At 70.4% G+C, this 24,794-nt stretch carries 20 protein-coding genes and 1 other RNA gene; 8 read left to right on the forward strand and 13 right to left on the reverse strand.

Going from position 1 to position 24,794, the window contains the following annotated elements; translation table 11 throughout:
* The first annotated feature begins 206 nt into the window (after positions 1 to 206).
* The 5 genes from B5D66_RS10875 (at position 207) to B5D66_RS10895 (ending at position 5,242) form a co-directional block, all read left to right on the forward strand.
* Positions 207 to 2,690, forward strand: coding sequence for a sensor histidine kinase (locus tag B5D66_RS10875; protein WP_078761567.1), 2,484 nt, complete (start codon positions 207 to 209; stop codon positions 2,688 to 2,690).
* Complete coding sequence (locus B5D66_RS10880) at positions 2,687 to 3,133, forward strand: roadblock/LC7 domain-containing protein (RefSeq protein WP_078761568.1); 447 nt, start codon at positions 2,687 to 2,689, stop codon at positions 3,131 to 3,133. The genes B5D66_RS10875 and B5D66_RS10880 overlap by 4 nt, the downstream gene beginning before the upstream one ends.
* 11 nt (positions 3,134 to 3,144) lie before the next feature.
* Positions 3,145 to 3,522: a DUF742 domain-containing protein gene (locus B5D66_RS10885; protein ID WP_078761569.1), complete on the forward strand. Its 378-nt coding sequence runs from the start codon at positions 3,145 to 3,147 to the stop codon at positions 3,520 to 3,522.
* A complete protein-coding gene (locus B5D66_RS10890; RefSeq protein WP_078761570.1) occupies positions 3,503 to 4,096 on the forward strand; it encodes a GTP-binding protein in 594 nt (197 codons plus the stop codon). The genes B5D66_RS10885 and B5D66_RS10890 overlap by 20 nt, the downstream gene beginning before the upstream one ends.
* 195 nt (positions 4,097 to 4,291) lie before the next feature.
* Positions 4,292 to 5,242 (forward strand): oxygenase MpaB family protein, encoded by a 951-nt coding sequence (locus B5D66_RS10895; RefSeq protein WP_078761571.1) that lies wholly within the window; start codon positions 4,292 to 4,294, stop codon positions 5,240 to 5,242.
* 54 nt (positions 5,243 to 5,296) lie between these two features.
* Here B5D66_RS10895 and B5D66_RS10900 read toward each other — a convergent pair whose 3' ends face one another.
* Positions 5,297 to 5,815: an NADPH-dependent FMN reductase gene (locus tag B5D66_RS10900; RefSeq protein ID WP_078761572.1), complete on the reverse strand. Its 519-nt coding sequence runs from the start codon at positions 5,813 to 5,815 to the stop codon at positions 5,297 to 5,299.
* A 540-nt stretch (positions 5,816 to 6,355) separates the two neighbouring features.
* Here B5D66_RS10900 and nagA point away from each other — a divergent pair.
* The 3 genes from nagA to B5D66_RS10915 all read left to right on the forward strand — a co-directional run bounded on the left by nagA (position 6,356) and on the right by B5D66_RS10915 (position 9,050).
* Positions 6,356 to 7,492, forward strand: a complete 1,137-nt coding sequence (gene nagA / locus B5D66_RS10905) for an N-acetylglucosamine-6-phosphate deacetylase (protein ID WP_078761573.1) — start codon at positions 6,356 to 6,358, stop codon at positions 7,490 to 7,492.
* Between the two features lie 61 nt (positions 7,493 to 7,553).
* Positions 7,554 to 8,591, forward strand: coding sequence for an aminotransferase class V-fold PLP-dependent enzyme (locus tag B5D66_RS10910; protein WP_078761574.1), 1,038 nt, complete (start codon positions 7,554 to 7,556; stop codon positions 8,589 to 8,591).
* A gap of 105 nt (positions 8,592 to 8,696) precedes the next feature.
* Entirely contained in the window at positions 8,697 to 9,050 is a 354-nt protein-coding gene (locus tag B5D66_RS10915) for a hypothetical protein (protein WP_235000919.1), read from the forward strand.
* 17 nt (positions 9,051 to 9,067) lie between these two features.
* On the opposite strand, the gene B5D66_RS10920 is transcribed toward B5D66_RS10915, so the two are convergent.
* From B5D66_RS10920 to B5D66_RS10975, 12 genes are all read right to left on the reverse strand, one after another.
* Positions 9,068 to 9,265 carry a hypothetical protein gene (locus B5D66_RS10920; protein ID WP_078761575.1) on the reverse strand — a complete coding sequence of 66 codons (198 nt, stop codon included), beginning with the start codon at positions 9,263 to 9,265 and terminating at the stop codon, positions 9,068 to 9,070.
* A gap of 184 nt (positions 9,266 to 9,449) precedes the next feature.
* Positions 9,450 to 9,820, reverse strand: a transfer-messenger RNA (tmRNA) gene (gene ssrA, locus B5D66_RS10925).
* A gap of 641 nt (positions 9,821 to 10,461) precedes the next feature.
* Positions 10,462 to 12,426 carry a penicillin-binding transpeptidase domain-containing protein gene (locus B5D66_RS10930; RefSeq protein WP_078761576.1) on the reverse strand — a complete coding sequence of 655 codons (1,965 nt, stop codon included), beginning with the start codon at positions 12,424 to 12,426 and terminating at the stop codon, positions 10,462 to 10,464.
* A gap of 22 nt (positions 12,427 to 12,448) precedes the next feature.
* On the reverse strand, positions 12,449 to 12,913 hold the full coding sequence (gene smpB / locus B5D66_RS10935; protein ID WP_078761577.1) for an SsrA-binding protein SmpB: 465 nt from the start codon (positions 12,911 to 12,913) through the stop codon (positions 12,449 to 12,451).
* Between the two features lie 22 nt (positions 12,914 to 12,935).
* On the reverse strand, positions 12,936 to 13,844 hold the full coding sequence (gene ftsX, locus B5D66_RS10940) for a permease-like cell division protein FtsX (RefSeq protein ID WP_200813611.1): 909 nt from the start codon (positions 13,842 to 13,844) through the stop codon (positions 12,936 to 12,938).
* Positions 13,845 to 13,921: 77 nt separating this feature from the next.
* Positions 13,922 to 14,611, reverse strand: coding sequence for a cell division ATP-binding protein FtsE (gene ftsE / locus B5D66_RS10945; protein ID WP_078761578.1), 690 nt, complete (start codon positions 14,609 to 14,611; stop codon positions 13,922 to 13,924).
* 363 nt (positions 14,612 to 14,974) lie between these two features.
* Positions 14,975 to 16,090: a peptide chain release factor 2 gene (gene prfB, locus B5D66_RS10950; protein WP_078761579.1), complete on the reverse strand. Its 1,116-nt coding sequence runs from the start codon at positions 16,088 to 16,090 to the stop codon at positions 14,975 to 14,977.
* A gap of 37 nt (positions 16,091 to 16,127) precedes the next feature.
* Positions 16,128 to 16,967 (reverse strand): tetratricopeptide repeat protein, encoded by an 840-nt coding sequence (locus B5D66_RS10955; protein ID WP_078761580.1) that lies wholly within the window; start codon positions 16,965 to 16,967, stop codon positions 16,128 to 16,130.
* Positions 16,968 to 17,081: 114 nt separating this feature from the next.
* Positions 17,082 to 21,932, reverse strand: coding sequence for an NAD-glutamate dehydrogenase (locus tag B5D66_RS10960; RefSeq protein WP_078761581.1), 4,851 nt, complete (start codon positions 21,930 to 21,932; stop codon positions 17,082 to 17,084).
* 507 nt (positions 21,933 to 22,439) lie between these two features.
* Positions 22,440 to 23,201, reverse strand: coding sequence for an HAD family hydrolase (locus B5D66_RS10965; protein ID WP_078761582.1), 762 nt, complete (start codon positions 23,199 to 23,201; stop codon positions 22,440 to 22,442).
* 221 nt (positions 23,202 to 23,422) lie between these two features.
* The gene (locus B5D66_RS10970) at positions 23,423 to 23,878 is read right to left on the reverse strand and encodes a DUF6912 family protein (RefSeq protein ID WP_078761583.1); all 456 of its coding nucleotides are present in this window, start codon (positions 23,876 to 23,878) and stop codon (positions 23,423 to 23,425) included.
* 84 nt (positions 23,879 to 23,962) lie between these two features.
* Complete coding sequence (locus B5D66_RS10975) at positions 23,963 to 24,619, reverse strand: HAD family hydrolase (RefSeq protein WP_078761717.1); 657 nt, start codon at positions 24,617 to 24,619, stop codon at positions 23,963 to 23,965.
* Positions 24,620 to 24,794: the final 175 nt, after the last annotated feature.

A 24,794-nucleotide genomic window follows, 5' to 3' on the forward strand; every position in this document is an offset into this window, starting at 1 on the left:
ATGCCGTTTCGGACAGACAAGGTACGATCCGATGGCCGGATTCGTCTTCTGGCGGAGCCGCGACTTCTTTCCGTTGCGCCCACCCGGCCTCCCCTGAGCGGTGGCGCCCCCGGACCCGGGCACCCGCCCCACCGGCGGGGCCGCGCCGTCCCCTCGTCGGCCGCCCTCGCCACGCGCACGGCGATCCACGGGCTAGTAGGAGAACAGTGCAGGCAGCAGATCGACGCAAGGAGCAGTCCATCCGGACCCGGCTCCACCGAATCGTCCTCGTCCCCACGGCCGCCCTGGTGGCCCTGTGGCTCGTGGTCAGCGGCTACCTGTTCTACGGCGCGACGGTCCAGTACGCGATCGTCAAGGGCAACGAGGAGCTGTTGACGCCCTCCGCGCTCGCGCTCACCTCTCTCATGGACGAGCGGTCGGCGACGCTGGCCTACCTGGAACGCCCCGCCGAGCACACCACCGCGCTCCAGGAGGCGCGCGCCGCCTCCGACGCCTCGATGACCTCGATCCTCGACAAGTTCGAGGGGCTCCTGCCGTTCTCCCCCGCGAAGGTCCAGACGCGCATCGAGGACCTGCGCGAGAGCTTCGATCGGGTTCCCGAGATCCGGGCCCTCGTGGACAGCGGTCAGGCGACGCGCGACGACGTGTCGGAGTACTACGACGGGCTGATCCTGGCCGGCGCCGACCTGTTCGACGAACAGGCCCGGCTCAACCCCTCCAAGGAGGCCGTCGGCCCCGGGCTCAGCGCCACCTACCTCTTCCGCGCCGTCGACCTGATGTCCCAGGCCGACGCACAGCTGTCCCGTGCCTTCGCCTCGGGCGAGCTCAGCACCGCCGACCAGCAGGAGTTCACCCGCCTGGTCGGCGCCTACCACTCCATGCTCGGCGCGGTCGGCGACTACCTGGGCCCCGAGCAGGCGGAGCGGCTGGAGGCCATCCGGGCCGACGAGCGCTGGAGCGACCTGGTCGCGCTGGAGGGCGAGATCTCCGGCCGCGTGGTGGCCACGACCACCGACCCCTTCACCGGCGGGCAGGTCGAGGACACCTCGATGCCCGTGGGCGAGGAGGAGTGGCGCACCGTGTACGCGCCCACCAAGGACGCCCTCACCGAGCTCGGCGCCGAGCAGGCCCGGTGGGCCGGTAACCTCCAGGCCGAGATCGCCAACGGGGCGATCCTGCTCGCCGTGGCCGGCAGCCTCGGCGTGGCCGCCGTCTCCGCCCTCGCCTTCACCATCTCCATCCGCGCGGCGCGAGGCCTGGTGGCCCGGCTGAACCGGCTCCGCGACGAGACCCAGGAGCTGGCCGACCGCCGGCTGCCCGGGCTGGTCGAACGGCTGCGCCGCAACGAGGAGGTCGACGTCGCGGCCGAACTGCCCGAGGTCTCCCAGAGCCCGGACGAGATCGGCGAGGTCGCCCGCTCGTTCAACGCGGCCCAGCGCACCGCGGTCGAGGCCGCCGTCCAGCAGGCCGAACTGCGCGAGGGCGTCAACCGGGTGTTCCTCAACATCGCCCACCGCAGCCAGACGCTCGTCCACCGCCAGCTGCGCCTGCTGGACCGGCTGGAACGCGAGCAGGAGGACCCCGAGCAGCTCACCGAACTGTTCAAGCTCGACCACCTCGCCACGCGCTCCCGCCGCAACGCCGAGAACCTGCTGATCCTGGGCGGCGAGTCGCCCGGACGCACCTGGCACCGCCCGATGCCGTTGATCGACGTGATCCGCGGCGCCATCTCCGAGTCCGGCGACTACACCCGGGTCAAGCGCCAGCGCATCGCCCGCGTCTCGCTGAGCGGCCCCGCCGTCGCCGACGTCATCCACCTCGTCGCCGAGCTCGTCGACAACGCCACCACCTTCTCGCCGCCGCACACCAGCGTCCACCTGCGCAGTGAGCAGGTGCCCAACGGGGTCACGATCGAGATCGAGGACCGCGGGCTGGGCATGAAGGAGGAGGAGTTCGCCGCCACCAACGAACTACTGGCCAATCCGCCGGAGTTCGACGTGATGCGGCTGAACGAGAAGATGCGCCTGGGGCTGTTCGTGGTCTCGCGCCTGGCCCAGCGCCATGGCATCAGCGTGCGGTTGCGCTCCTCGCCCTACGGCGGGGTGCAGGCGATCGTCCTGCTGCCCTCCTCCCTCATCGTCGCCGACCCGAAGGGGCCGGATCCCAAGGACGGGGCCACCGACTCCGCCCCCGAGGACGACGCCCCGTCCCACGAGGACGGCGCGGCCGGCGCCGAAGCGGCGCCGGGCGACGTGCTCGCCGCCGTGCCCGACGGCGAGGAGCGCACCCCCTCACCGCAGCGGCTACCCCGCCGCTCCCCCGGGCTCAGCCGGGCGTCCCTTGCCCCCAGCGGCCCGCTGTTCCCTCCGAGCCCGGCTTCCCCCACCGACACACAGCCGAAGCCCACAGCGGAGGACGAGCCCGCGGAGGGGGACGCCCCCGCGCAGGGATCGTCCACCGAACGGCCCCGGCTCCCCAAACGCCGCCCGCAGGCCAACCTCGCCCCCCAGCTGTACGACACCTCCCTCGTCTCCCTCCCCGAGAGGAAGCGGGAGGCCGACCCCGGTGACGACGCCGGGCCCGACCGGTCGCTGCGGCTCCGTCGAAACATGTCCGCGTTCCAGCAAGGCACCCGGCGAGGACGCGAAGAGGGCCGGCAGCGGCAGAACGACACCGAGAAGGATGCATGACCGTGACGAAGAACGCTCCCAGGGACCTGGACTGGCTACTCGACGAGCTCGTCGACCGGGCGGTCGGCGCCCAGTACGCCATCGTGCTCTCCGCGGATGGCCTGCTCATCGGCAAGTCGCGGGAACTGGGCAAGGACGACGCCGAGCACCTGTCCGCCCTGGCCTCGGCGTTCCAGAGCCTGGCCAAGGGGACCGGACGGCAGTTCGGCGGGGGACGGGTCCTCCAGACGGTCGTGGAGATGGAGCACGCCTATCTCTTCGTCACCGGAGCGGGGAACGGCGCCTGCCTGGCCGTGGTCGCCGGCGAGGAGTCCGACGTCGGCCTCATCGCTTATGAGATGAACGTGCTCGTGGAGCAGGTGGGCAAGTTCCTCGACGCCGCCCCGCGCAACGGCGAGGAGCAGGCGAACACCGAATCCGCGTCCCTGGAAGCCGACCGGTAACGGAGGCCGGAATGCCCGACCGTCACGAAACCGACCCCGGTTCCCCCGAGGCCGGCCCTCTGGTCCGGCCCTACGTCATGACGTGGGGCCGGCAACGTTCCGACGCCGTCCAGTTGGACATGATCAGCGTGGTCATCGCGGCGCGCCGTGCCGAGGTGGACGAGATGGCGCTGGAACCCGAACAGGTGGCGATCCTCGACCTGTGCCGCAGACCCCAGTCCGTGGCGGAGGTGTCGGCTCGCCTGGACATCCCGGTGGCCGTGGTCAAGGTCCTGTTGAGCGACCTCATCGGGCGTGGCTATGTCCTCGCCCGCGCCCCTTACACGACGGAGAGCCCGGTGAGCCGGGACGTATTGCAGGCGGTACTCGATGGCATCCAAAGGCTCTGACCCCAGTAGTGGCGAGAACGTCATCCCCTCGGCGATCAAGATCCTGATCGCGGGCGGCTTCGGCGCGGGCAAGACCACGATGGTCGGCTCGGTCAGCGAGATCGCCCCGCTCAGTACCGAGGAGTTGATGACCGAGGCCAGCCTCGGCGTGGACGACCTCTCGGGTGTGGAGGAGAAGTCCACGACGACGGTCGCGCTGGACTTCGGCCGTATCACCATCAACGACGGTCTGGTGCTCTACCTGTTCGGTACGCCGGGCCAGCAGCGCTTCTGGTTCATGTGGGACGAGTTGGCGCTGGGTTCGCTGGGCGCGGTCGTGCTGGCCGACACCCGCCGGCTGGAGACGTGTTTCCCCTCGGTTGATTTCTTCGAACGGCGCGCAATCCCGTTCGTCGTCGCCGTGAACTGCTTCGAGGGCGCGCATCGCTACGATCCCGAGGAGGTGCGGGAGGCGCTCAGCATTTCCCCTCACACCCCTATCGTGTTGTGTGACGCGCGTTCGCGGGAATCCAGCAAAGAGGTCCTGTCGACCCTGGTCAACCACGTCGCGGAAACGGTTGCGGCGGGAGTGTAGCCGCCGGAAGGCCCCGCGCCGTCGGCCTTACCGCCATCAAGCCCCCGAATCAACTGAAATGGATAAACGTGTGTCCACCCCACGATTCCATTTCCGCCACCCTCGGGATTAGGCTGTTGAGAGGCGATCCGGCGGCGCGTGGCATCGGCGCGCGAAACACGTCGGAATCTGGACGGCGAGATCGAGAGAGCCTTGATGAAACGCTACGACTGGTACGACGAGATCCACCGGCTGGACGCCGAGGCCGACTGCCTGCGGATCACCCAGATCATCGCCACACACGAATTCCCCTGGGATATGACCCAGGCCCTCGGGTTGGCCCTGTACCGGACCTACGCGGTGCCCAGCATCGGCGAACTGCTGTACCGGACCCGTGAGTTCACCGAACGGACCCAGCACCGCTACGACGACACCGGGCTGATCCTGGACGCCATCTTGGAGCACGGTTTCGAACCGGGGCCGGGGCGCGACGCGCTACGCCGGATGAACCAGATGCACCGCTCCTACGACATCTCCAACGACGACTACCTCTACGTGCTCAGCACGTTCGTGGTCATGCCGGTGCGCTGGCTCAACGACTGGGGCTTCGGCTGGCGCCGGCTCAGCGACCACGAGATCACCGCGGGCACCAACTACTACCGCCGGCTCGGCAAGCACATGGGGATCAAGGACATCCCCGAGACCTACGCCGACTTCCTGGAGCTGTTCGACTCCTACGAGCGGGCCCACTTCGGCTACACCGAGGGCGGGCGCAAGGTGGCGGACGCGACGCTGGACCTGATGGTCGACTTCTTCCCCTCATGGCAGCGCCCGGTCGTCCGGCCGTTCACGATGGCGCTGCTGGACGACCGGTTGATCACGGCGTTCCGCTATGACGAGCCGTCGCGGACCTGGCGTTTCCTCGCCCGGGCCGGCCTGAAGGCCCGCGCCAGGGTCGTCCGCATGATGCCCCCGCGCAAGGAGCCGATGTGGGTGCGGATGAGCCCCAACATCCGCAGCTACCCGAACGGGTTCGACGTGTCGCAGATCGGGACCTTCCCCAAGGGCTGCCCCGTGCCCCACGGTCTGGCCACCGTCGAGGTGCCCGAGACCGGTGCGCGGGTTCCGGTGCCGCAGTCCGCGCAGGGGACGGCCGGCCCCGCCTGACCCGCGCACGCCACTGTGTGGGGGAGGGCGACGCGCCCTCCCCCACACGTGTGATCACACGGAGACGACCGTCGCCTGACGCAGCGTCGGCGCGGCCACCTCGCTCCAGGCGGCGATGACCCCCGCCGGATCGCCCAGCTCGTCACGGGCCAGCAGCAGCCCCGGCTCGATCACCCTGGCGCCCAGGTCCGAGAGCAGGACGCGCAGGTCGTCCTCCACCCCGCGTCCGGTGCGCAGATCGTCCACGACGGCCATGGGGACGGCGATGGTGTGGCCGAGACCGACCTCGGGGATCCGGTCCAAGAACACCTTGAGCAGGCCCGTGTAGCTGCCGTGGACCTGGGGCGAGACCACCAGGACGACGTCGCTGGCGCGCACCCGGCCGAGCGCGGCCGTGACCTCCTCGCCCGGATCGGCGGCCAGCAGCGCGGAGCCGAAGGAGGCGAGGTCGACGACCTCGACGGGGTCGGAGATCCCGGTGGGCGGGAGCAGGGCCTCGGCGGCGTGGAGGGCGGCGGCGCGGAGGGCCGAGTGGGACTGGGGGGCACCGATGAGCACGGTGAAGCTGGTCATGGAGGATCTCCTGGTGAGACATGGCCGCGAGGCCGGGAGGAACGTGGCGCTGGAGCCGGCCGGGCGGGACTACGGTGTCCCCGGCCGGGCCCTGTCTCGCGAAACGATGGGATCGCGGCGAGAAAGGCTGGTAGTGGCGGCGTCTGGAAAATCCCCGCAGCCGCGCGCGACGTTCCACAACGTGGAGATCACCGGGATCTGGACCGTGAGCCGAGCACCGCGGGGGACGAGAACAGCGCAGGGCGGATGCCCTGGACTGGCGCTCAGCTACAACACAGTGCGCTCGCCTGCTGTCGAAGATCGACGTGCAGGCGCTGGACAAGCAGCTCACCGGGGGCCATAGTCCCCATGATGCGCGGGGGCGGCACTATCGTCAATGCGCGGTAGGGGTTTCCTCCCCCTCCCGAGCATGACGGCGGACGGTCCGATGTGCCCGCTCGGCGCGAAACAGCCCAGTTCCCGGGCTCCTTTCACACCGGTGGCGGCGCACTCCCGACACAACGGCACACGGTGTGGTATACGGCACAGGAAGGTGCGGACATGGGCACGGTGGAGAACGCTCGCCTGGTCACTCCCGACGGAGTGCTGGAGGGATGGCTACGCGTCGAGGACGGACGTATCACGGCCCTGGGGCCGGGCCCCGTCCCCGAACCCCGCGGTGAGACGGTCGACGCCGAAGGACGCTGGGTACTGCCCGGCGCGATCGACATCCACGTGCACGGTGGCGCCGGCGCGGCCTTCACCGACGCCGACCCCGAACGGGCCCGTTCGATCGTGGAGTTCAACCGCTCGCACGGCGTCACGACCGTGGTCGGGGGACTCGTCGCGGCCTCCCCCGAGGACACGTTGCGTCAGGTGGCCGCCCTCGCCGAACTCGCCGACGACGGTGACCTCGCCGGCGTCTACCTCGAAGGCCCCTACATCGCGAAGAGCCGGTGCGGGGCACATGACCCGGCGCTGCTGCGCGACCCCGACCTGGAGGAGTTCGCGGCGGTGCTCAAGGCCGGCCGCGGGCACGTCCGGATGATCACCGTGGCGCCCGAGCTGCCCGGCGCGCTGGACCTCATCCGCGCGGCGACCGCCGAAGGCGTGGTGGCCGCTGTCGGCCACACCGAGGCCACCTACGACCAGGCGCGCGCCGCGTTCGACGCGGGCGCCACCGTCGCCACCCACCTGTTCAACGCGATGCGGCCCCTGCACCACCGCGAGCCCGGGCCCATCGCCGCCGCGTTGGCCGACGAGCGGGTCACCGTCGAGCTGATCAACGACGGCGTGCACCTGCACCCGGCGATCGTCGGCCTGGCGGCGGCCCAGGCCGGCCCCGAGCGGGTCGCGCTCATCACCGACGCCATGGCCGCGACCGGCCTGGGGGACGGCGAGTACACACTGGGGAAGCTGCGGGTGCGCGTCGAGAACGGCAACGCGGTGGTGGTCGAGACCGGCGCGATCGCCAGCAGCACGATCGTGCTGCCCGAGGCGATCAGCCGGGCGGTCCACCATGTCGGCCTGCGCCTGGAGGACGCCGCCCGGTCGGCCTCGGAGGTTCCGGCCCGTGCCCTGGGACTCACCGGGGTCGGCTCACTGGTCGAGGGCGGGCGGGCCGACCTGCTCGTGCTCGACGAGGACCTGAGTGTGGCCGGCGTGATGCACCGCGGGAACTGGATCCGCTCGTTGTGAACCGCCATGGGACGGCCGGGCCGGCCTGGCCGGGCCGTCCCGCGGTCGCCATGATGGACACATGGATCCTCGTTCCGCGCACCTCCTGTGGGATGCCGCCCCTCTCTGGCTCAACACCGCCCAGTACGGACTTCCGCCCCGCCCGGCCTACGAGGCCCTGCATGCGGCCCTGGACGGCTGGCGGCACGGCAGGCAGACGCCCGAGGTCTGGTTTCCCGCCGGCGAGGCCGCACGGGCGCGCTTCGGCGAACTCGTGGGGGCGCCTCCACAGGACGTGGTCCAGGGGGCCGCGACCTCACAGCTGCTCTCCGCGATCGCCCTGGCCGTCCCCGACGGCGCCCGGGTGGTGATCCCCGACGGGGAGTACACCTCCAACGCCTACCCCTGGATGGTCCACGCCGACCGCGGGGTGAAGGTCGTGACCGTGCCGCCCGGCGAGCTGGCCGCCGCGATCGACTCCGAGACCTGGGCGGTCGCGTTCAGCCTGGTCTCCTTCTCGACCGGGGAGATCGCCCCCGTGGACGACATCGTCGCGGCGGCCCGGCGGCACGGCACGAGGGTGATCGTCGACGGCACCCAGGCGGTGGGCTGGCTGCCCGTGGACGCCACGCGCTTCGACGCGCTGGTGTGCTCCTGCTACAAGTGGCTGATGGCGCCGCGCGGGCTGGCGTTCGGCTACCTGGCCCCTGGACTGCGCGCCGTGATGCGCCCGATCGCGGCCGGACCGAGCGCGGCGGCCGATCCCGCGGGGGCGTTCTCCGACATGGACATGCGCCTGTCGCACAGCGCGTCCCGGTTCGACATCTCGCCGAACTGGTTCGCGGGGGTCGCCGCCGCCGCCTCCCTGGGGGTGCTGCTCGACATCGGGGTCGAGCGCGTCCACGCGCACAACGTGGCCATGGCCGACCGGTTCCGCGCCGGGGTCGGGCTGCCTGCGGGTGACTCGGCGATCGTCTCGGTCCGCCTGCCCGGTGGCGCGGAGCGGCTTCGGGAGGCGGGTGTGCGCTTCTCCGAACGTTCCGGCCGACTCCGGCTGTCCTTCCACGTCTACACGACGGAGTCCGACGTGGACCGCGCGGTGCGGGCCCTCACCGGCTGAACCGCCGCGCAGGAGGCCGCGGCGTGTCGGCGGCGCGCTCCACCCCGACTCGACCACGGAGGGTGACAATGGCGGGAGACCCACCGCATCTCCCGTGAGGACAGCATGTTCCGTGCCGAGCGCGCCCGTCGACCTCCCCGGACCCCGGTATCACCGCCGCCGCCGGTCCTGTCCGCCCTGCCGGTCACGCCCACCGGGCCGGCCGAACGCCATCAGCTCGCCGAACTCGCCTCCGCGCTCTCCGGCTACGGTGTGTGGGCGCGGGTGATCGAGAACGGCGTTCCGTTCCTGCGCGTGAGCAACCCCCGGTCCTTCTACGCGGTCGAGGACGTGGTCTGCGAGCGGCACGCCGACTCCTTCACCTTCCGGACCTCCTTCGGCGTCGTGCTCGGCACCAGCAGGGAGCTTCCCCGCGCCGCGGTGCGCACGGCCTGGCTCGTCGGCGCGATCGACCGCTGACCCCCGGGGGCCGTGGATCAGCCGGCCCGCTTGCGACCGCGCCGCATGGCCCCGCCCAGGACGGTCAGCACCAGCCCGAGCACGGCGATCCCCAGGTAGGCGGTCTGGGACAGGTCGAACCACAGATGCAACAGCCCCATCTCCCTGTCGAGGAACGGCCCCGCGAATCCGAGGACTCCCTGGATCAGCACGAGGATCCCGACGATCTCCACCATGGTTCCGGTTCCCTTCCCGACGTTCGCCGGCCACGGAGGCGTCGTGGCTGTGGCCGCTGGACCCATGCTCACGCCCGAAGGGCAGGCTTTCCTCCTCCCGGGGAGGGAGATCTCCTCCTCCGAAGGAATGAGGGCCGCAAACGCGCAGAGCCGCCGGCCTGATGGCCGACGGCTCTGCGTCACTGGGTGGAGGTGGCGGGAATCGAACCCGCGTCCTTCGGTACCGCAACAGGGCTTCTCCGGGCGCAGTCTGCTGTACGTTCTACTCGGCTCCAGCGCTCACGCAGACGTGTCGCTGACAAGCCCAGCCACGTGAATTTCCCGATCGGGCCCCGTGGCCTGATCCGACCGGTAAGTCTCCTGAACGATGCCGGAACCTGAGCCGGAGACGAGCTCAGGCCGACAGAGTCGCTATCGCTTAGGCAGCGAGAGCGAACTCAGTGCGCTTAGAATTGGCACTTGTATTTATGCGATCGCAGGATTTACGAGGTCACAACCGCAACCCTCGGCCCGCTTCCCCTGGAACAACCACCGAAGTCGAAACCGATCACCCCCTGTGGAATTTTCAACGGGCCCGAGGACCCGCGCGCGGGGCCGCCGCAGCGGTCCCGACGTTCTCACGCTACCGGTACAACGGCCGCGGAGCCAAGTCGATTCCCGCCCGGCGGAGATTTTTCGGAGCGACGTCACAACCGGGCCGATGAGCGCCGGGGACTCCAAGCCCGCACATGAGAAACCCCCGCGGGCGCGGACGGGATCCATCGACGCTGCCCGCGAGGGCGGCCGGCAGGGTCGGGCCGGCCTCGAAACGACAGGGCCTCCCCCGAGACGAGGTCCTGTCCCTCAGGACTGGTCACCGCAACCCCCTTTACGGTTCCAGTCATAGGGGAAGACGCCCCACACCACGGGCCGGGTTGCCCCATTGGCCGAGTTTGCTGGTGTTTTGCCCGGTGAGCTCTTCCCGGAAGCCGCCGTCCCGACCGTCCAAGGACCACCCGCCCCCGTCCCGGGAGATCCCTACCACCGGCCCTTGGCCACACCCGCGAACACGGCGGGCACGCCCTGTGCCCCGACCCGCGGTCCCCACGGCCACCCCGTCCGGTCCGCGACCGGCGATCCCGTCGTCGCGCGGGCCGGGGTCGGAAAAACGGACGTGGGGCCGGGCGAATCGCCCGGCCCCACGTCAGCGGCGGAGGTCAGTACACCGGGTCGACGGCGGGAACCCCACCGGCGTCGGCGGCGCTTCCCTCCTGCGCCGTCGTGTCCTGCACATACCCGTAGGGCAGGCGCTGGAGGAAGTCGGCCGCGGCCGAGACCGCGAAGGAGTAGGTGTTCGCGGGGTCGGTCTCCACCGCCACCGCGAAGGCGACCTGGCCCTGGTAGCCGACGAACCACTGGACCGCGCCGGCCTCGCCGTCGATCTCCTGCTCGGCGAAGCCCACCTGGCCGTGCACCGGCACCATCCCGATGTTGGCCGCCGCCGCGGACCCCTCTTGCACGGTCGAGCGCATCATCGCCCGCAGCGACTCCACCACGGCCGGATCGAGCTCGACGGAGGGGGACTCCTCGGTGCCTTCCTCGTCGGCGACCAGGCGAGGCGCGTGCCAGGTCCCCTCGGCCACCGCCGCGGCGACCGTGGCCATCGTCAAGGGGCTGACCTTGACACCGTCGGCGCCCACCATGGCCGCCGCGATGCCGGCCTCGCCGCCTCCCGGGGCGAACTCACCGGTGTAGGCGGGCACCGGAACCTGCCAGTCGCCTCCGATACCGAAGTCGGCCGCGGCGGCGTTCAGCGCCTCGGGGTCGGCCTCGGCCGCCAGGCCGGCGAAGGTGGTGGCGCAGGCGTTGGCGAACGCGCGGGTCAGGTCGGGCTGGCCCCACATCAGGGAGGCACCGCCGGGGTTGGTGAAGGTGCGGTCGCCGATGGTGGTCTCCGCGTCGCAGGTCACCGCCTGGTCCGCGCTCACCGCACCGGAGCCCAGGAGGGCGGCGGCCGAGACGATCGTGAACGCCTCACCCGGGTGGTACTCCCTGGTGAAGGCACCGACGTTGTCGACCTCGTCGGGCCGGCCGGCGGCCCCCAGGATCTCGCCGTTGCGGGCGTCGAGGGCCACGAGGTAGGCGCTGCCCGGGAGCAGCTCCAGAGCCCCCTCGGCGGCGGTCTGGACGTCGCTGTCGAGGGTGGTGGTGAGCGAACCGCTCTCCTGTCCGGCCCACTCGTGCAGGACCTCGGTCTCGCCGCCCTGTTCGTCGAGGGTGACCACCTTGGTGGTCGCGGATCCCGCGAGCCTTTGCTGGTAGACGCTCTGCAGGCCGCCGAGGCCCACCGTGTCGCCGGCCTGGTAGGGGCCCGAGACCCGGGAGGAGACCTTGTGCTCGACCGTTCCGGCGACCTCGCCGACGATCGCGGAGGCCATGTTGGGGGCGAGCGGCATCTTCAGCTCACTCGTCTCGACGCCGGGAATACCCGTGGCGCGGGACAGGAGCGAGGGGTCGACGTCCTGGGCACGCATGAGCACCAAGGGCTGGAACTCCTCCGGCGGCGCCGAGCGCACCCGGTTGAGCAACGGCTCGGGATCCTCGCCGAGGATCTCGGCGAGGTCCTGGATACCGCCCTCCATGTCGTCCATCCGGGCCGGGCGGACACCGAAGGCGATGACGTCGGTCTCGCCGACGAGCGGCTGCTCGGAACGGTCGTAGATCTGGCCGCGGTCGGGCACGTCGTAGGTGATGGCCAGCCGCTCGCCCTCGGCGAGGCGCGGGTGGATGACGGCGGGCGACCAGTTGATGGCCCACCCCTCGGAGGTGCGCGAGAGGGGCATGCTGCCCTCGTACTCCCACACCGGGTCGCCGATCCCCAGGTCGGCCTGTACGTCGAACGAGGCTGTCGCCGTGTCCCCATCGATGGAGATGGGTCCCAGGCCCAGCCGTAGCGCCGCCAGGTCGAGCTGGTCGTGCGCCTGCTGGAGGGCCGCGGCGACCGAGTCGACGTCGCCGTCGGTCTGGCGGGCCGCGGCCTCGTAGTCGCCGGCCTGCCAGTCGAGCAGGAACGTGCGGACGGCGACCTCGGGGCTGGGCTCCGCCGCGCAACCGGCCATGACGGTCACCGTGGCGGCGCTCACCGTCGCGGCCAGGAAACGACGGAGGTGACGGGGGGACACCTTTGGGGTTCCTTTCACACGCTCAGCGCCGACGCCGCAGGGCGCGTTCGACCTCACGCTGGGCCTCACGTTCGGCGATGTCGTGGCGTTTGTCGTATTCGCGCTTACCGCGCGCCAGCGCGATCTCGACCTTGGCCCGTCCGTCGCTGAAGTACAGCGACAGCGGGATCAGGGTGCGACCCGCTTCCTGGGTCTTGCCGATGAGTTTGGCGATCTCCTCGCGGTGCAACAGCAGCTTGCGGGGCCGGCGCGTCTCGTGGTTGGTCCACGTCCCTTGGGTGTACTCCGGGATGTGGACGTTGTGCAGCCACACCTCGCCGTCCCTGACCAGCGCGAAACCGTCCACCAGGGAGGCCCGTCCGGCACGCAGCGACTTCACCTCGGTGCCGGTGAGGACGAGCCCCGCCTCGTAGGTGTCGTCAATGTGGTAGTCGTGCCGGGCACGCCGGTTCTGGGCGATGGTCTTGCGCCCCTTTTCCCGTGGCACTGAAGAACCCCTTTCTGCCGCCTCACACCCGCAGGTAGCGCCGCAGCGTCAGGAAGGAGGCGATGGTACAGAGCAGCACGCCGAGGATCATCGACACGCCGATGACGTAGAAGACCGAGCCCATACCCAGCGTGACGTCGAACTGGAACCAGTCCTGGACCTTGTCCAGCAGGAAGAACTTCGTCGCCACGATGAAGCCCGAGGCGAAGATACCGCCGATGAGACCGGCGATCGCGCCCTCCAGGAGGAAGGGGAGCTGGATGTAGAAGTTCGACGCGCCGACGAGCCGCATGATGCCGGTCTCGCGACGGCGGCTGTAGGCCGACAGGCGGATGGTGTTGCCGATCAGCAGCGCGGCGGCGGCCAGCTGGACGGCCGCGACGACGAGAGCGGCCCACTTGAGACCGTCGAGCAGCTCGAAGAACTGGTCGAGGACCTCCTGGTCGTTGGAGACCGAGTCCACGCCCGGCATTTCGGCGACCGCGCCCGCGACCGTGTCGTGATCGCCGGGGTCCTGGAGCTGCACCCGGAAGTTCGCCGGGATGTCCCCTTCCTCGGTCGCCTCGACCAGGGCCTCGCTGTTGGAGAAGCGGTCCTGGAAGTCCTGCCACGCCTCGCTCTCGGTCATGAAGGTGACCTGGGCGACCTCGGGCATGGACTCGAGCTGGGACTGGATCGCCTGCCGCTCTTCGTCGCTGGCCGCTCCGCTCTCCTGGCAGATGGCGCTCGGAGAGGTGTCGTTGCACAGGTAGACCGTGAGCGAGACACGCTCGCCCCAGTACCCGCGCATCTCGGAGACCTGCTGGTTGATGAGCAGACCGGCACCGAAGAGTGCCAACGAGATGGCCACCGTGGTGATCACCGCGATGGTCATCGTCAGATTCCGGCGCAGACCGATCCAGATCTCGGAAAGTACGAACTGTGCTCGCATGATGTTCTAAGGGTCCATCCTTGTGGGGCTTCGCCGCGCTGGTTCACCAACGCTGGAACGCGTAGCCGGCCGGCGTCTCAGTACGCCTGACCGTAGACACCACGCGACTGGTCCCGCACGACCTGGCCCTCTTCGAGCTCGATGACACGTTTGCGCATCGAGTCGACGATGGCGGCATCGTGGGTCGCCATGACGACGGTCGTTCCCGTCCGGTTGATTCGGTCGAGCACCTTCATGATGCCGATCGAGGTGGCAGGGTCGATGTTCCCGGTGGGCTCGTCGGCCAGCAGGATCTGCGGACGGTTGACGAACGCGCGCGCGATCGCGACGCGCTGCTGCTCACCACCCGAAAGCTCGTCGGGCATGCGGGTGGACTTGCCTTCCAGCCCGACCAGCTCCACGACCTCGGGAACGACCTTGCGGATGAATCGGCGGGGCTTGCCGATGACCTCCAGCGCGAACGCGACGTTCTCGAAGACGTTCTTGTTCGGCAGCAGCCGGAAGTCCTGGAAGACGCAGCCGATGCGGCGCCGCAGGTGCGGCACCTTCCAGTTGGACAGACGAGCGAGGTCCTTGCCCGCGACATGGACCCGCCCCTTGGTGGGCTTCTCCTCCTTGAGGACGAGCCGCAGGAACGTTGACTTACCCGAGCCGGACGGACCGACGAGGAAGACGAACTCCCCCTTGTCGACGTCGATGGAAACGCCGTCGAGAGCGGGGCGTTTCTGGGTCGGGTAGACCTTGGTGACGTTTTCGAAGTGGATCACAGGTGCATCACAAGGTTCTCGAAGGTTGGGGAGCCCAGGCGGAACCCATCCGCTCGGGGCAGTACCGGCCACAGGGCCAATCGACAGTGTAGGGGTGAATGCAACCCGGAATGTCCAGATCGAGACTCGTTCCCGGAACGATCCCACGGAGGCGGAACCGGTTCTCCGGAACGGCCGTCTCTTCCTCCCCCTGCCACCACGGCGTCGCCATCGCGCCGGGACACCGGGGGTTCACGGGGCATCCACTCCCACGCCGCGCTCGACCGAGCTGCGGAACGGAACAGCAGGACCGAGCATATCGGAAGAGTCAACCGGTGATAACGTTCACATATACGTGTTTCCGATAAAACCGCTGCTCCGGCGCTATTCCGCGGCGCGCTCCTGGTTGCGCATCCAACGGATCTCGGCATCGATGAATTCGTCGATCTCGCCGTCGAGCACCGCGCCGGTGTTGCCGGTCTCGACGTTGGTGCGCACGTCCTTGACGTTCTGGTAGGGGTGCAGCACGTAGTTGCGCATCTGGGTGCCCCAGCTGCTGGCCCCCTCGCCGCGCAGCTCGTCGATCTCGGCACGCTCCTCCTGCCGCTTGCGCTCCAGCAGCTTGGCCTGGAGGACCGACATGGCGGTGGCGCGGTTCTGCAGCTGCGACCGCTCGTTCTGGCAGGAGACGACGATGCCGGTGGGCAGGTGGGTGATGCGCACCGCCGAGTCGGTGGTGTTGACGCCCTGACCGCCCGGACCGCTGGAGCGGTAGACGTCGATGCGCAGTTCGCTCTCGTCGATGTCGATGTGGTCGCTCTGCTCGACCACCGGGACGACGTCCACGCCCGCGAAGGAGGTCTGGCGCCGACTCTGGTTGTCGAACGGCGAGATGCGCACCAGGCGGTGTGTGCCGTGCTCACCGCGCAGCGTGCCGTAGGCGAACGGGGCCCGCACCGCGAAGGTGGTGGACTTGATGCCCGCCTCTTCGGCGTAGGAGGTCTCATAGATCTCGGTCGGGTAACCATGGCGCTCGGCCCAGCGCAGGTACATGCGCTGGAGCATCTGGGCCCAGTCGGCGGCGTCCACACCGCCGGCCTGGGCGTTGATGCTGACCAGCGCCTCACGCTCGTCATAGGGGCCGGACAGCAGCGTGCGGACCTCGAGGTCGCCGATGTCCTTGCGCAGGGCCGTCAGCTCGTCCTGGGCCTCGGTGAGGGTGTCGGCGTCGTCCTCGGCCGCCGCCAGCTCGAACAGCACGCCGAGGTCGTCGAGCCTGCGACGGATCCCCTCGACCTTGGTGACCTCGGACTCAAGGTAGGACAGTCGCCGGGTGACCTTCTGCGCGTTGTCCTGGTCGCTCCACAGCTCCGGATCCGCGGACTGCTCGCGCAGCTGTTCGATCTCCGTGCGCTTGGCGTCGAGGTCCAACACGGACTCGACGCTCTCCAGCGTCGCCGAGAGTTCCTTGATCTGGTCTGCGGGGTCTAGGTCTGCCACGCTCCCAAGTCTAGGGCGTCGCGGAGGCGTCCTTCACTCACAGCCCTCGCGCCGCGCAGGCGGCCTCGACCCTGCGGCGAACGTCGGCGACCACGGCGACCAGCTCCTGGGGGATCTCCAGCCCCCGCAGCCGGGCCAGCGCGAGCGCCGCGTCCCCGGGACGGCCCAGGCGCAGGTCGGCCTCGATCGCCTCGATGAGCGGCAACGGGCCGCGCGAGCCGGTCCAGTGCCGCCTGACCAGGGCCGCGCAGATCGCGTCGTGTCCCTCGGCGGCCAGGATCCGCGCGGCGGCTGCCAGCGGTCCCGGCTCGGAGGGGGCCGACCGGCAGGCCGTCTCGAACAGGTCCAGGGCCGTCTGCGTGTCCCCGCCGCGCAACTCCAGCTCACCCAGGATGATCCGGGCGCGCCAGCTCCGCTCGGACCGCTCGGCCACCCACTGGGCCGCCGCCTGCGGCCCCTCCTCGCGCAACCGGTACTTGTACCCCCATTCCAGCGCGTCGGGGTGGTCGGGGTCGTGGCGCAGCGCGTTGTCCAGTGCCGTCGCGACATCGCGGTCGCTGCCCCGCCACGAGGCCAAGGGGGCGAGCGCGAACCAGGTGTCCGCGCTGCCGCCGCGCGCGCGGATGTGCCGGATCAAGACGTTCTCGGCCCGGGCGTGCTCGGCACAGGCCCGCAGGACGAGGGCGTGCGCGAGCACCGCCCGCTGCGCGTCGTCGTCGATGTCGCGCAGCCGCTCGGCCGCGGGCAGCGCCTCGCGCGCCCGCCCCTGGTCGAGCGCGCGCAGGACGGCCGCGTACAACAGGTCGGGGTCGTCCCAGACCTCACCGGTCTCCTCGTAGGGCCCGTCCGGGCGAGCCGTCTGTCGTCTGTCGTCCATCGTGCCCACGACACTAGATCGCGCCCCTCTCCACCGCCTCGCGTGGTCCGGGGTAACGACGCGGCGGGGGCGCGCCCCGTGGGCACGCCCCCGCCGTCGGCGAACCGGTTCCGCTCAGCCGCCCGCCACGAGCGCCCGGACCGAGCGCAGCGCCACGGAGAGGGTGGACAGGTCGAAGCGTTCGCTCTCCCAGATCTCCGAGAGCGTCTGGCCGGCCCGACGGACCGCGGTCTCGTTCTGCGCCGTCCAGTGGGCGCGCAGCTCGTCGGGGGTCTCGCCGGAACTCCCCGACGCCAGGACGTCGCGGGCCAGCTCGGCGTGCGCGGCGTAGAGGTCGTCGCGGATCGACCCGCGGGCCATCGTGTTCCAGCGGTCGTCACGCGGCAGCGCGATGATGCGCTCGCGCAGCCGGCTCAACTGGAGCTGCTCGGCGAGGTCGAAGTAGACCTCGGCGACCTCACGCAGCGGTCGGTCGATCTGCCGCGCCACCTCGACCAGGTCGAACGTGGAGTAGGCGGGGACCATGCCGGCGACCCGCTCGGCGAGCTCGACCGGAACGCCGCGGGCGGCGAAACGGTCGCGCCGCTCGGTGAACGACGCCAGGTCGCGCCCCTGGAGCAGCTCCGGCAACTGCGGCACGATGTGGCGCACCCCCTCGGCGAAGAACGCGATCTCCTCGCCGAGGTCGAACATCGACGTCCGGTTGCGCAGCAGCCAACGGGTGGCGCGCTCGGTGAGCTTGCGGGCCTCCAGCAGCATCGACAGCTGGGTGTCGACGTCGATCTGGCCGCCGAGCTCCTCGACGGCCTGCCAGAAGTCCCGCAGCCCGAAGGCCTCGCTGACGACGAGGTAGGCGCGGGCGATGTCGGCCGCGCTGGCCCCGGTCTCCTCGTTGATCCGGAACGCGAAGGTCGTCCCCGAACGGTTGACCATGTCGTTGACGACCTGGGTGGTGATGATCTCGCGCGCCAGCGGGTGCTCCGGCATCGCGTCGGCGAAGCGCTCGCGCAGGGCCGACGGGAAGTAGGCCGTGAGCGTGCCCCGCAGGAACGGGTCGCCCGGCAGGTCGGAGGCGAGGATCTCCTCGCTCAGCACGATCTTGGTGTAGGCCAGCAGTGTGCCGAACTCCGGACTGGTCAGGCCCTGTCCGGCCGACCGCCGCGCGGCGATCGTCTTGTCGTCGGGCAGGAACTCCAGCTTGCGCTTGAGGTGACCGGACCGTTCGAGCCTGCGCAGGTAGCGCGCGTGGACGTGGAGCATGCCGCCGGCCTGCTTGCGCGACGCCGAGAGGACCACGTTCTGGTGGTAGTTGTCCCCCAGCACCAGCCGGGCGACCTCGTCGGTCATGCCGACGAACAGCTCGTCGCGCTCCTCCTTGGTCAACCGTCCGGCGCGCACCTCGCGGTCGAGCAGGATCTTGATGTTGACCTCGTGGTCGGAGGTGTCCACCCCGGCGGAGTTGTCGATGAAGTCGGAGTTGACGCGACCGCCCTCGAGCGCGAACTCGATCCGGGCGAGCTGGGTGAGCCCGAGGTTGCCGCCCTCGCCGACGACCTTGCAGCGCAGCTCGGTGGCGTCGACACGGACCGGGTCGTTGGTCTTGTCGCCGACCGCGGCGTGGGACTCCGTGGACGCCTTGACGTAGGTGCCGATGCCACCGTTCCACAACAGGTCCACCGGGGCCCGCAGGATGTGGCGGATCAGCTCCGAGGGGGTCAGCGAGGTGATCCCCTCGTCGATCCCCAGCGCCTCGCGGACCTGCGGGGTGATGGGGATGGACTTGGCGGTACGCGGGTGGACGCCACCGCCCGCGGAGATCAGCTTCTCGTCGTAGTCGGCCCAGGAGCTGCGCGGCAGCTCGAACAGACGGCGCCGTTCGGCGTAGCTCGTGGCGGCGTCGGGGGTCGGGTCGAGGAAGACGTGCCGGTGGTCGAAGGCCGCGACGAGCCGGATGTGGCGCGACAGCAGCATCCCGTTGCCGAACACGTCCCCGGACATGTCCCCGATGCCGACGACGGTGAAGTCCTCCCGCTGGACGTCGACGCCCATCTCGCGGAAGTGGTACTTGACCGACTCCCACGCGCCCCGGGCGGTGATCCCCATGGCCTTGTGGTCGTAGCCGACCGACCCGCCGGAGGCGAAGGCGTCGCCGAGCCAGAACCCCCGCTCGGCCGCGATCCGGTTGGCGATGTCGGAGAACGTCGCGGTGCCCTTGTCGGCGGCGACCACGAGGTAGGCGTCGTCGCCGTCGTAGCGGACCACGTCGTCGGGGTGACGCACGTCGCCGTCGACGAGGTTGTCGGTGACGTCGAGCAGACCGCTGATGAACTGCTCGTAGCAGGCCACCACCTCGGCCTGGACGGCGTCGCGGTCGCCGCCCACCGGCAGGTTCTTGCAGACGAAGCCGCCCTTGGCCCCGTTGGGGACGATGACGGAGTTCTTCACCGTCTGCGCCTTGACCAGGCCGAGGATCTCGGTGCGGAAGTCCTCGGGCCGATCCGACCAGCGCAGGCCGCCACGCGCGACCGAACCGAACCGCAGGTGGACGCCTTCGGTGCGCGGCGAGTAGACGAACATCTCGAACTTGGGCCGGGGCGCGGGCAGGTCGGGGATGCGCTGCGGGTCGAGCTTGTAGACGAGGTAGGGCTTCTCCCGTCCGTCGGCGTCGCGCTGGAAGTAGTTGGTGCGCAACGTCGCCTCGACGGCCGCGAGGAAGGAACGCAGGATGCGGTCGTGGTCGAGGCTCGCGACCGCGTCGAGCTCGCCGCGGATCTCCTCGGCGATGGCCTCGCTGCGTTCCGCGCGCCCCTCGTCGAGCCCCGGCGTGAACCGCGACTCGAAGAGGCGGACCAGCAGTCCGGCGACGTGGACGTTGGAGAGGAGCACGCCGGCGATGTAGGCGGGGGTGAAGGTGCTGCCGGTCTGACGCAGGTACTTCGCGTAGGCGCGCAGGATGGTGACCTGGCGCCAGGTGAGCCGGCCGCGCACGACGAGCGCGTTGAACCGGTCGGACTCGACCCGGCCGTCCCACATCGCGAGGAAGGCGTCCTCGAAGAGGGTGCGCAACCGCTCCTCGCCCCCGCTCCCCTCGGGAAGGTCGGCGAGGCCGAAGTCGTAGATCCAGCCCCATTCCCGCCGCTGCCCGGAGGAGTCGGGGCGCCCCAGCCCGTAGGGCCACTCGTCGACGATCTCCAGCCCCATGTGCTCCAGCAGCGGGAGCGCGCGCGACAGCGAGATCGGGGCGCCGGTGCGGTAGACCTTGCAGCGCCACTCGCCGGGACGGGCCCCCTCGCGCCGGTAGAGCCGCACGGCGATGTCGTCGTCGCCGAGCCGGTCGATGTGGTCGAGGTCGTCCACCGCGACCTGGGCGGGCACGTCGACCTTGTAGCTCTCGGGCAGCGCGTCGGCGTAGGAGCGCAGGAGCGTGGCGGCGCGGTCGGCGCCGAAACGCGCGGTCAGCTCCTCGGCGAGGCCGTCGTCCCAGGAACGGGTGGCCCGGACGACCTCGGCCTCCAGCGCGGCGTGGTCGATGTCGGGCAGGGCCCTGCCGCGCTCGGCCCGCACGACCAGGTAGAGCCGGGCCAGCGGCGCGGAGCTGACCATGACGGCGTGGTCCATGGAGGCGCCTTGGAACGCCTCGGCCAGCACCTGCTGGATGTCGAGTCGGACCTGGGTGGTGTAGCGGTCCCGGGGCATGTAGACCAGGCAGGAGATGTAACGCCCGTAGACGTCGCGGCGCAGGAAGAGCTTGGTCCCGCGGCGCTCGCGCAACCGCAGCACGCCCAGCACGATGTCGTAGAGCTCCTCGACCGGGACCTGGAACAGCTCCTCGCGCGGGAAGCCCTCGAGGATCTCGATCAGGTCCTTGCCGTCGTAGCTGTCGGCGTCGAAGCCCGCCAGGTCCAGCACCTCGGCGAGTTTGCGCTTGAGGATGGGGATCTGGGCGATGCTGGTGGTCACGGCGTCGTGGGTGAACAGGCCGAGGAAGCGCCGCTCGCCGATGACGTTGCCCTGGGCGTCGAACTTCTTGACGCCGATGTAGTCGAGGTACTTGGGCCGGTGGACCGTGGCGCGGGAGTTGGCCTTGGTGAGGACGAGGACGTGCGGCTCCCGGGCGTGGGTGCGGACCTCCGAGGGCAGCGCGGCGAAGCTCTTCGAGGCCGGGGCGTCCATCCGCAGCAGTCCCAGCCCCGTGCCGGCGACCGGGCTCAGGGCGTCGTTGCCCTGCTCGTCGCGCACCAGGGTGTACTCGCGGTACCCCATGAAGGTGAAGTGCCGGTCGGCGACCCAGCGCAGGAACTCCGCGCCTTCGTCGACCTCGCGCTCGGTGGGGCCCTCCGCGCTCGACGGGAGCGCGGCGACCTCGTCGGCGAGCCGCAGGGCGCAGTGACGCATCCGGGCGGAGTCCTCGTCGACGTGACGCACGTCGGCCAGGACGCGCTCCAGGTCGGCGGCGAGCTGTTCGAGCTGGCCGGGGTCGGTGCGGCGGTCGATCTCGATGCGCATCCACGACTCGGCGAGCGGGGTGAGGGTCGGCTCCTGGGGGTCGATCTCGATGAGGCGGCCCACGATGTCGCGTTCCACCCGGAGCTGGGGGTGGATGACCAGGTGGACGCCGATACCGTGGCGGGCCAGTTCCATCGTGACGGAGCTGACGAGGAAGGGGGCGTCGTCGGTGACGATCTCGACCACGGACGGGGCGGCCTCCCCCTCGGGGGTGGTGACCCGCACCTTGGCGCGTCCCTGGGGACGGATCTCGCCGAGCTCGCGGTGGGCCAGCGCCGGCCCGTAGATGTCGGCGGGACGGCGTTCCTTGAGTTCCTCAGGGGCGACGTGCCGGTAGTACAGCCGGAGGAACCGCTCGACCTGGTGCACTTCGACGGGTGATCGGCCGGAGAGCTCGGACCACTGCGCGACCGCGTCGCTCAGCAGGTGGTCCCTGACGGCGTCAGACTGCCCGGACATGTGCGATCTCACTCCCTTGTGAGTCGTCGGGGGTTGGTTGCCTGCCTCGGGAGGTTCCCGGCCAGGCGATACAGATTGTGAAGTTTTGTTAACCCGGATGTGAAGCCGGGATACGGGGAAGGACGGCCCGGCTCGCACACCAGGACCCATGCACACAGGTCAAGGCGCGAAACGGAAGGACTTCTTTGTCCGATCCATGCCCGCGCCTAGGCTACTGCGTTTCACAACTTGCAACAGCGTTCAACGCTGTTAACAGTAGGTTTCGCCCGTTAGCAGTTTGTTTCGTGGGAACGTCCGACCTCCACCCGTGGCGGCCCGTGTGCGGGGCGTCACCGGGTTCCCCTGTCCGCTTCCGGACATGAGTCCCCTCCCCGTCTCCTTAACCGCAAAACGTGACACTACGTCGGATTTAGGGCGTTGGCCAGTCCCGCTACGGTCTTCCGTCCTCTTCCTACCCGAGCGCGCCCCCGTCCCGTGGGATTCCCACACGATCGACCTTGTGCGGCCTCACGCCCGCCCGGCGCCCGAGGTGACCTCCTCGACCGCCGCGACCAGCGCCCGCGGGTCGGTGAGGTCGGGCAGGACCCGGCGCGCGCCCGCCGCGCGCAGCTGCGTCTCCGTCGCCGACCCGCTCACGACCGCGATGGGGGCCGCACGGCCGATGCAGGCCGCCTCGACATCGCGCACCGACTCGGTGATGTAGACCGTGCTCGCCTCGGGGAAGGACCTGCCGTAGGCCTCCTCCGCGCGCATCCGGGTGAACTGGATCAGGCTCGCCTTGGGATAGTGCTCGGATCCGAACCCCCCGATGGCGAGGTCGAGATAACCGTCCAGGCCGAAGGCGGCCAGTTTCGCCATCGCCCCGGACATGATCGAGCCCGTCACGACGCTCTGTACCGTGTCGGCCATCCGGGCGACGGCGGCCAACGCCTCCTGCGCGCCGGGCAGGGCGCGTCCGTTCGCCACCATCTCCTCACGACGCCGGGCGAAGGCCGTCCCCAGGGCCTCGGTGAAGGCCGGGAGCAGGTCGACCGCCTGCTCGGAGTCGATGTCGTTGCGGGCGAGGAACTCGAAGAAGATCTCCGAATCGGTCCGTCCCGCGGTCTGCGCCAGGTAGACCAGCGGCTGGCCCGTGACCTTCTCGAACGCCTCGGCGTAGGCCGCGCGCGTGACGCGGGCGACGTCGACGAGGGTGAAGTCGATGTTCCACAACACCAGGCGGCTGATGGGGGGCTCCTCGGGAAGGGGACCTGCGTGTTCGGTGCCCATTGTGCCGCACGACGGCCCCGCTGGGGGTTCCCTATCCGGTCCGATCCGGTCGCAACGCCGGTGCCGCAGGGGTTTTCGGGGGTTCTCCCCGTGCCGCCGACCGCCCCGCTCCGGCCCTCGGGTCCGCTGGGACGCGCCGGTGGCCGGTGAGGGGCGCGGGGGAACTCCCTGCTCCGGCGCCCTGCGGGCGCAGAGCGTCCCCCGCGCGCCCCTCAGCCGGTTCACCCCACCAGGTACCTCAGCTCCTGGGTGGCGTACCACATGAGCTCGTGTTCGTCGGCGTGGCCGGCTTCGGGCTCGGCGAGCGCGGCGGCGATGTCCTCGGCGGCCTCGGCGTCGTCGACATGGGCCGAGACGACCCGCTTGAGCGGGACGCCGCCGTCCACCTCGACCCCGGCCGGTCCGTCGGAGGCGGTCGGCCGGAGGACGCCGTCGGGGACCTCCGCGGCGATGACGACCCGACGGCGCGGGGCTGTCGGGTCCGCGGCGAGCAGTCGCAACGAGGCGTCGGCCGCCGCTCCCATCGCCATGTACTCCAGCTCCTCGTCGTCGTGCCCGTCGTGGCGGCGGCGCAGCGTGTCGGTCACCGCGTAGGCGATGAGCGGCGCGCCGCGCACCTCTCCGTCGGCCAGGACCACGGCGAGGGCGGACAGGGTGCTCGGCAGGTAGATGCGCATCGTTGGTCTCGTCATTTCGGCCGGTCGGATGGACGGTGGCACCAGTCTCCCAAACCTCGGCCGGCACCGTGCGCCGCGTGCGGGTCAGACCATGACGTCGAGCCGGACGCCGCAGGCCTCCTCCAGGCGGACCCGGGTCTCCTCGGGGTCGCGGTGCAAGATGCCGAGCATGCCCAGCTCCCTGGCCGCCTCGACGTTGCGCTCGACGTCGTCGACGAACACGCACTCCCGCGCGCTCAGGCCGACCAGGCCGAGGGCGTGGGCGAAGATCTCCGGCTCGGGCTTGCGCATGCCGACCTCACCCGAGATGACCACCGCGTCGAAGGTGTCGACGAACATCTCGCGCGGATAGCCGTTGCCCCAGGAGTTGGACAGCAGGCACGTGCGCACGCCCTGGCCGCGCGCCTGCCGCAGGGCCGCGTACATCGACTCCACCGGGAGGAAGCCGGCGAACATCCGCTCGATCAGCCCCTCGGCGGGGACCGCGCCGCCGTCGACCAGGCGCAGCTCGGCGGCGAGCCTGCGCTCGAACTCCGTCGTCTCGACCTCGCCCCGCTCCAGCGCGTGGACCGGGCTGACGGCGCCTCCCGCGTAGGCCTCCTGGAGCCAGCCGCGCATGACGCGGCGGTAGTGCTCGTGGTCGATCCCGTCGGCGGCCAGCCAGGCGTCGATCGTCTCGGGCAGCGGAGAGGTGAGCACGCCACCCCAGTCGGTGATGATGCCGCGGCGCGCGATGGTCATCCGGTCGCCTCCGTTCACTCGGGAATGGGACTCCAGCGGGTCCCGCCCCCACCAGGACGGTCCGCCCCGCGCGGACCACCGCGCCGGGGGATGAGTTTTCCCCGGCCGCCGGGGATCGAATCCTCGGGGATCCCCGTCCGGCGTCCGCCATCCAACGGTACCGACCGGTCGGTCT

Origin of the sequence: Marinactinospora thermotolerans DSM 45154 (assembly GCF_900167435.1) — a bacterium.
GTDB lineage: Bacteria > Actinomycetota > Actinomycetes > Streptosporangiales > Streptosporangiaceae > Marinactinospora > Marinactinospora thermotolerans.

Bases quoted from the DNA above. Each gene is read 5' to 3' on its own strand.
- B5D66_RS10880 (WP_078761568.1), top strand. From the start codon at position 2,687: ATGACCGTGACGAAGAACGCTCCCAGGGACCTGGACTGGCTACTCGAC.
- B5D66_RS10885 (WP_078761569.1), top strand. From the start codon at position 3,145: ATGCCCGACCGTCACGAAACCGACCCCGGTTCCCCCGAGGCCGGCCCT.
- B5D66_RS10890 (WP_078761570.1), top strand. From the start codon at position 3,503: ATGGCATCCAAAGGCTCTGACCCCAGTAGTGGCGAGAACGTCATCCCC.
- B5D66_RS10895 (WP_078761571.1), top strand. From the start codon at position 4,292: ATGAAACGCTACGACTGGTACGACGAGATCCACCGGCTGGACGCCGAG.
- B5D66_RS10900 (WP_078761572.1), bottom strand. From the start codon at position 5,815: ATGACCAGCTTCACCGTGCTCATCGGTGCCCCCCAGTCCCACTCGGCC.
- nagA (WP_078761573.1), top strand. From the start codon at position 6,356: ATGGGCACGGTGGAGAACGCTCGCCTGGTCACTCCCGACGGAGTGCTG.
- B5D66_RS10910 (WP_078761574.1), top strand. From the start codon at position 7,554: ATGGATCCTCGTTCCGCGCACCTCCTGTGGGATGCCGCCCCTCTCTGG.
- B5D66_RS10915 (WP_235000919.1), top strand. From the start codon at position 8,697: ATGTTCCGTGCCGAGCGCGCCCGTCGACCTCCCCGGACCCCGGTATCA.
- B5D66_RS10920 (WP_078761575.1), bottom strand. From the start codon at position 9,265: ATGGTGGAGATCGTCGGGATCCTCGTGCTGATCCAGGGAGTCCTCGGA.
- ftsX (WP_200813611.1), bottom strand. From the start codon at position 13,844: ATGCGAGCACAGTTCGTACTTTCCGAGATCTGGATCGGTCTGCGCCGG.
- B5D66_RS10955 (WP_078761580.1), bottom strand. From the start codon at position 16,967: ATGGACGACAGACGACAGACGGCTCGCCCGGACGGGCCCTACGAGGAG.
- B5D66_RS10960 (WP_078761581.1), bottom strand. From the start codon at position 21,932: ATGTCCGGGCAGTCTGACGCCGTCAGGGACCACCTGCTGAGCGACGCG.
- B5D66_RS10965 (WP_078761582.1), bottom strand. From the start codon at position 23,201: ATGGGCACCGAACACGCAGGTCCCCTTCCCGAGGAGCCCCCCATCAGC.
- B5D66_RS10970 (WP_078761583.1), bottom strand. From the start codon at position 23,878: ATGCGCATCTACCTGCCGAGCACCCTGTCCGCCCTCGCCGTGGTCCTG.
- B5D66_RS10975 (WP_078761717.1), bottom strand. From the start codon at position 24,619: ATGACCATCGCGCGCCGCGGCATCATCACCGACTGGGGTGGCGTGCTC.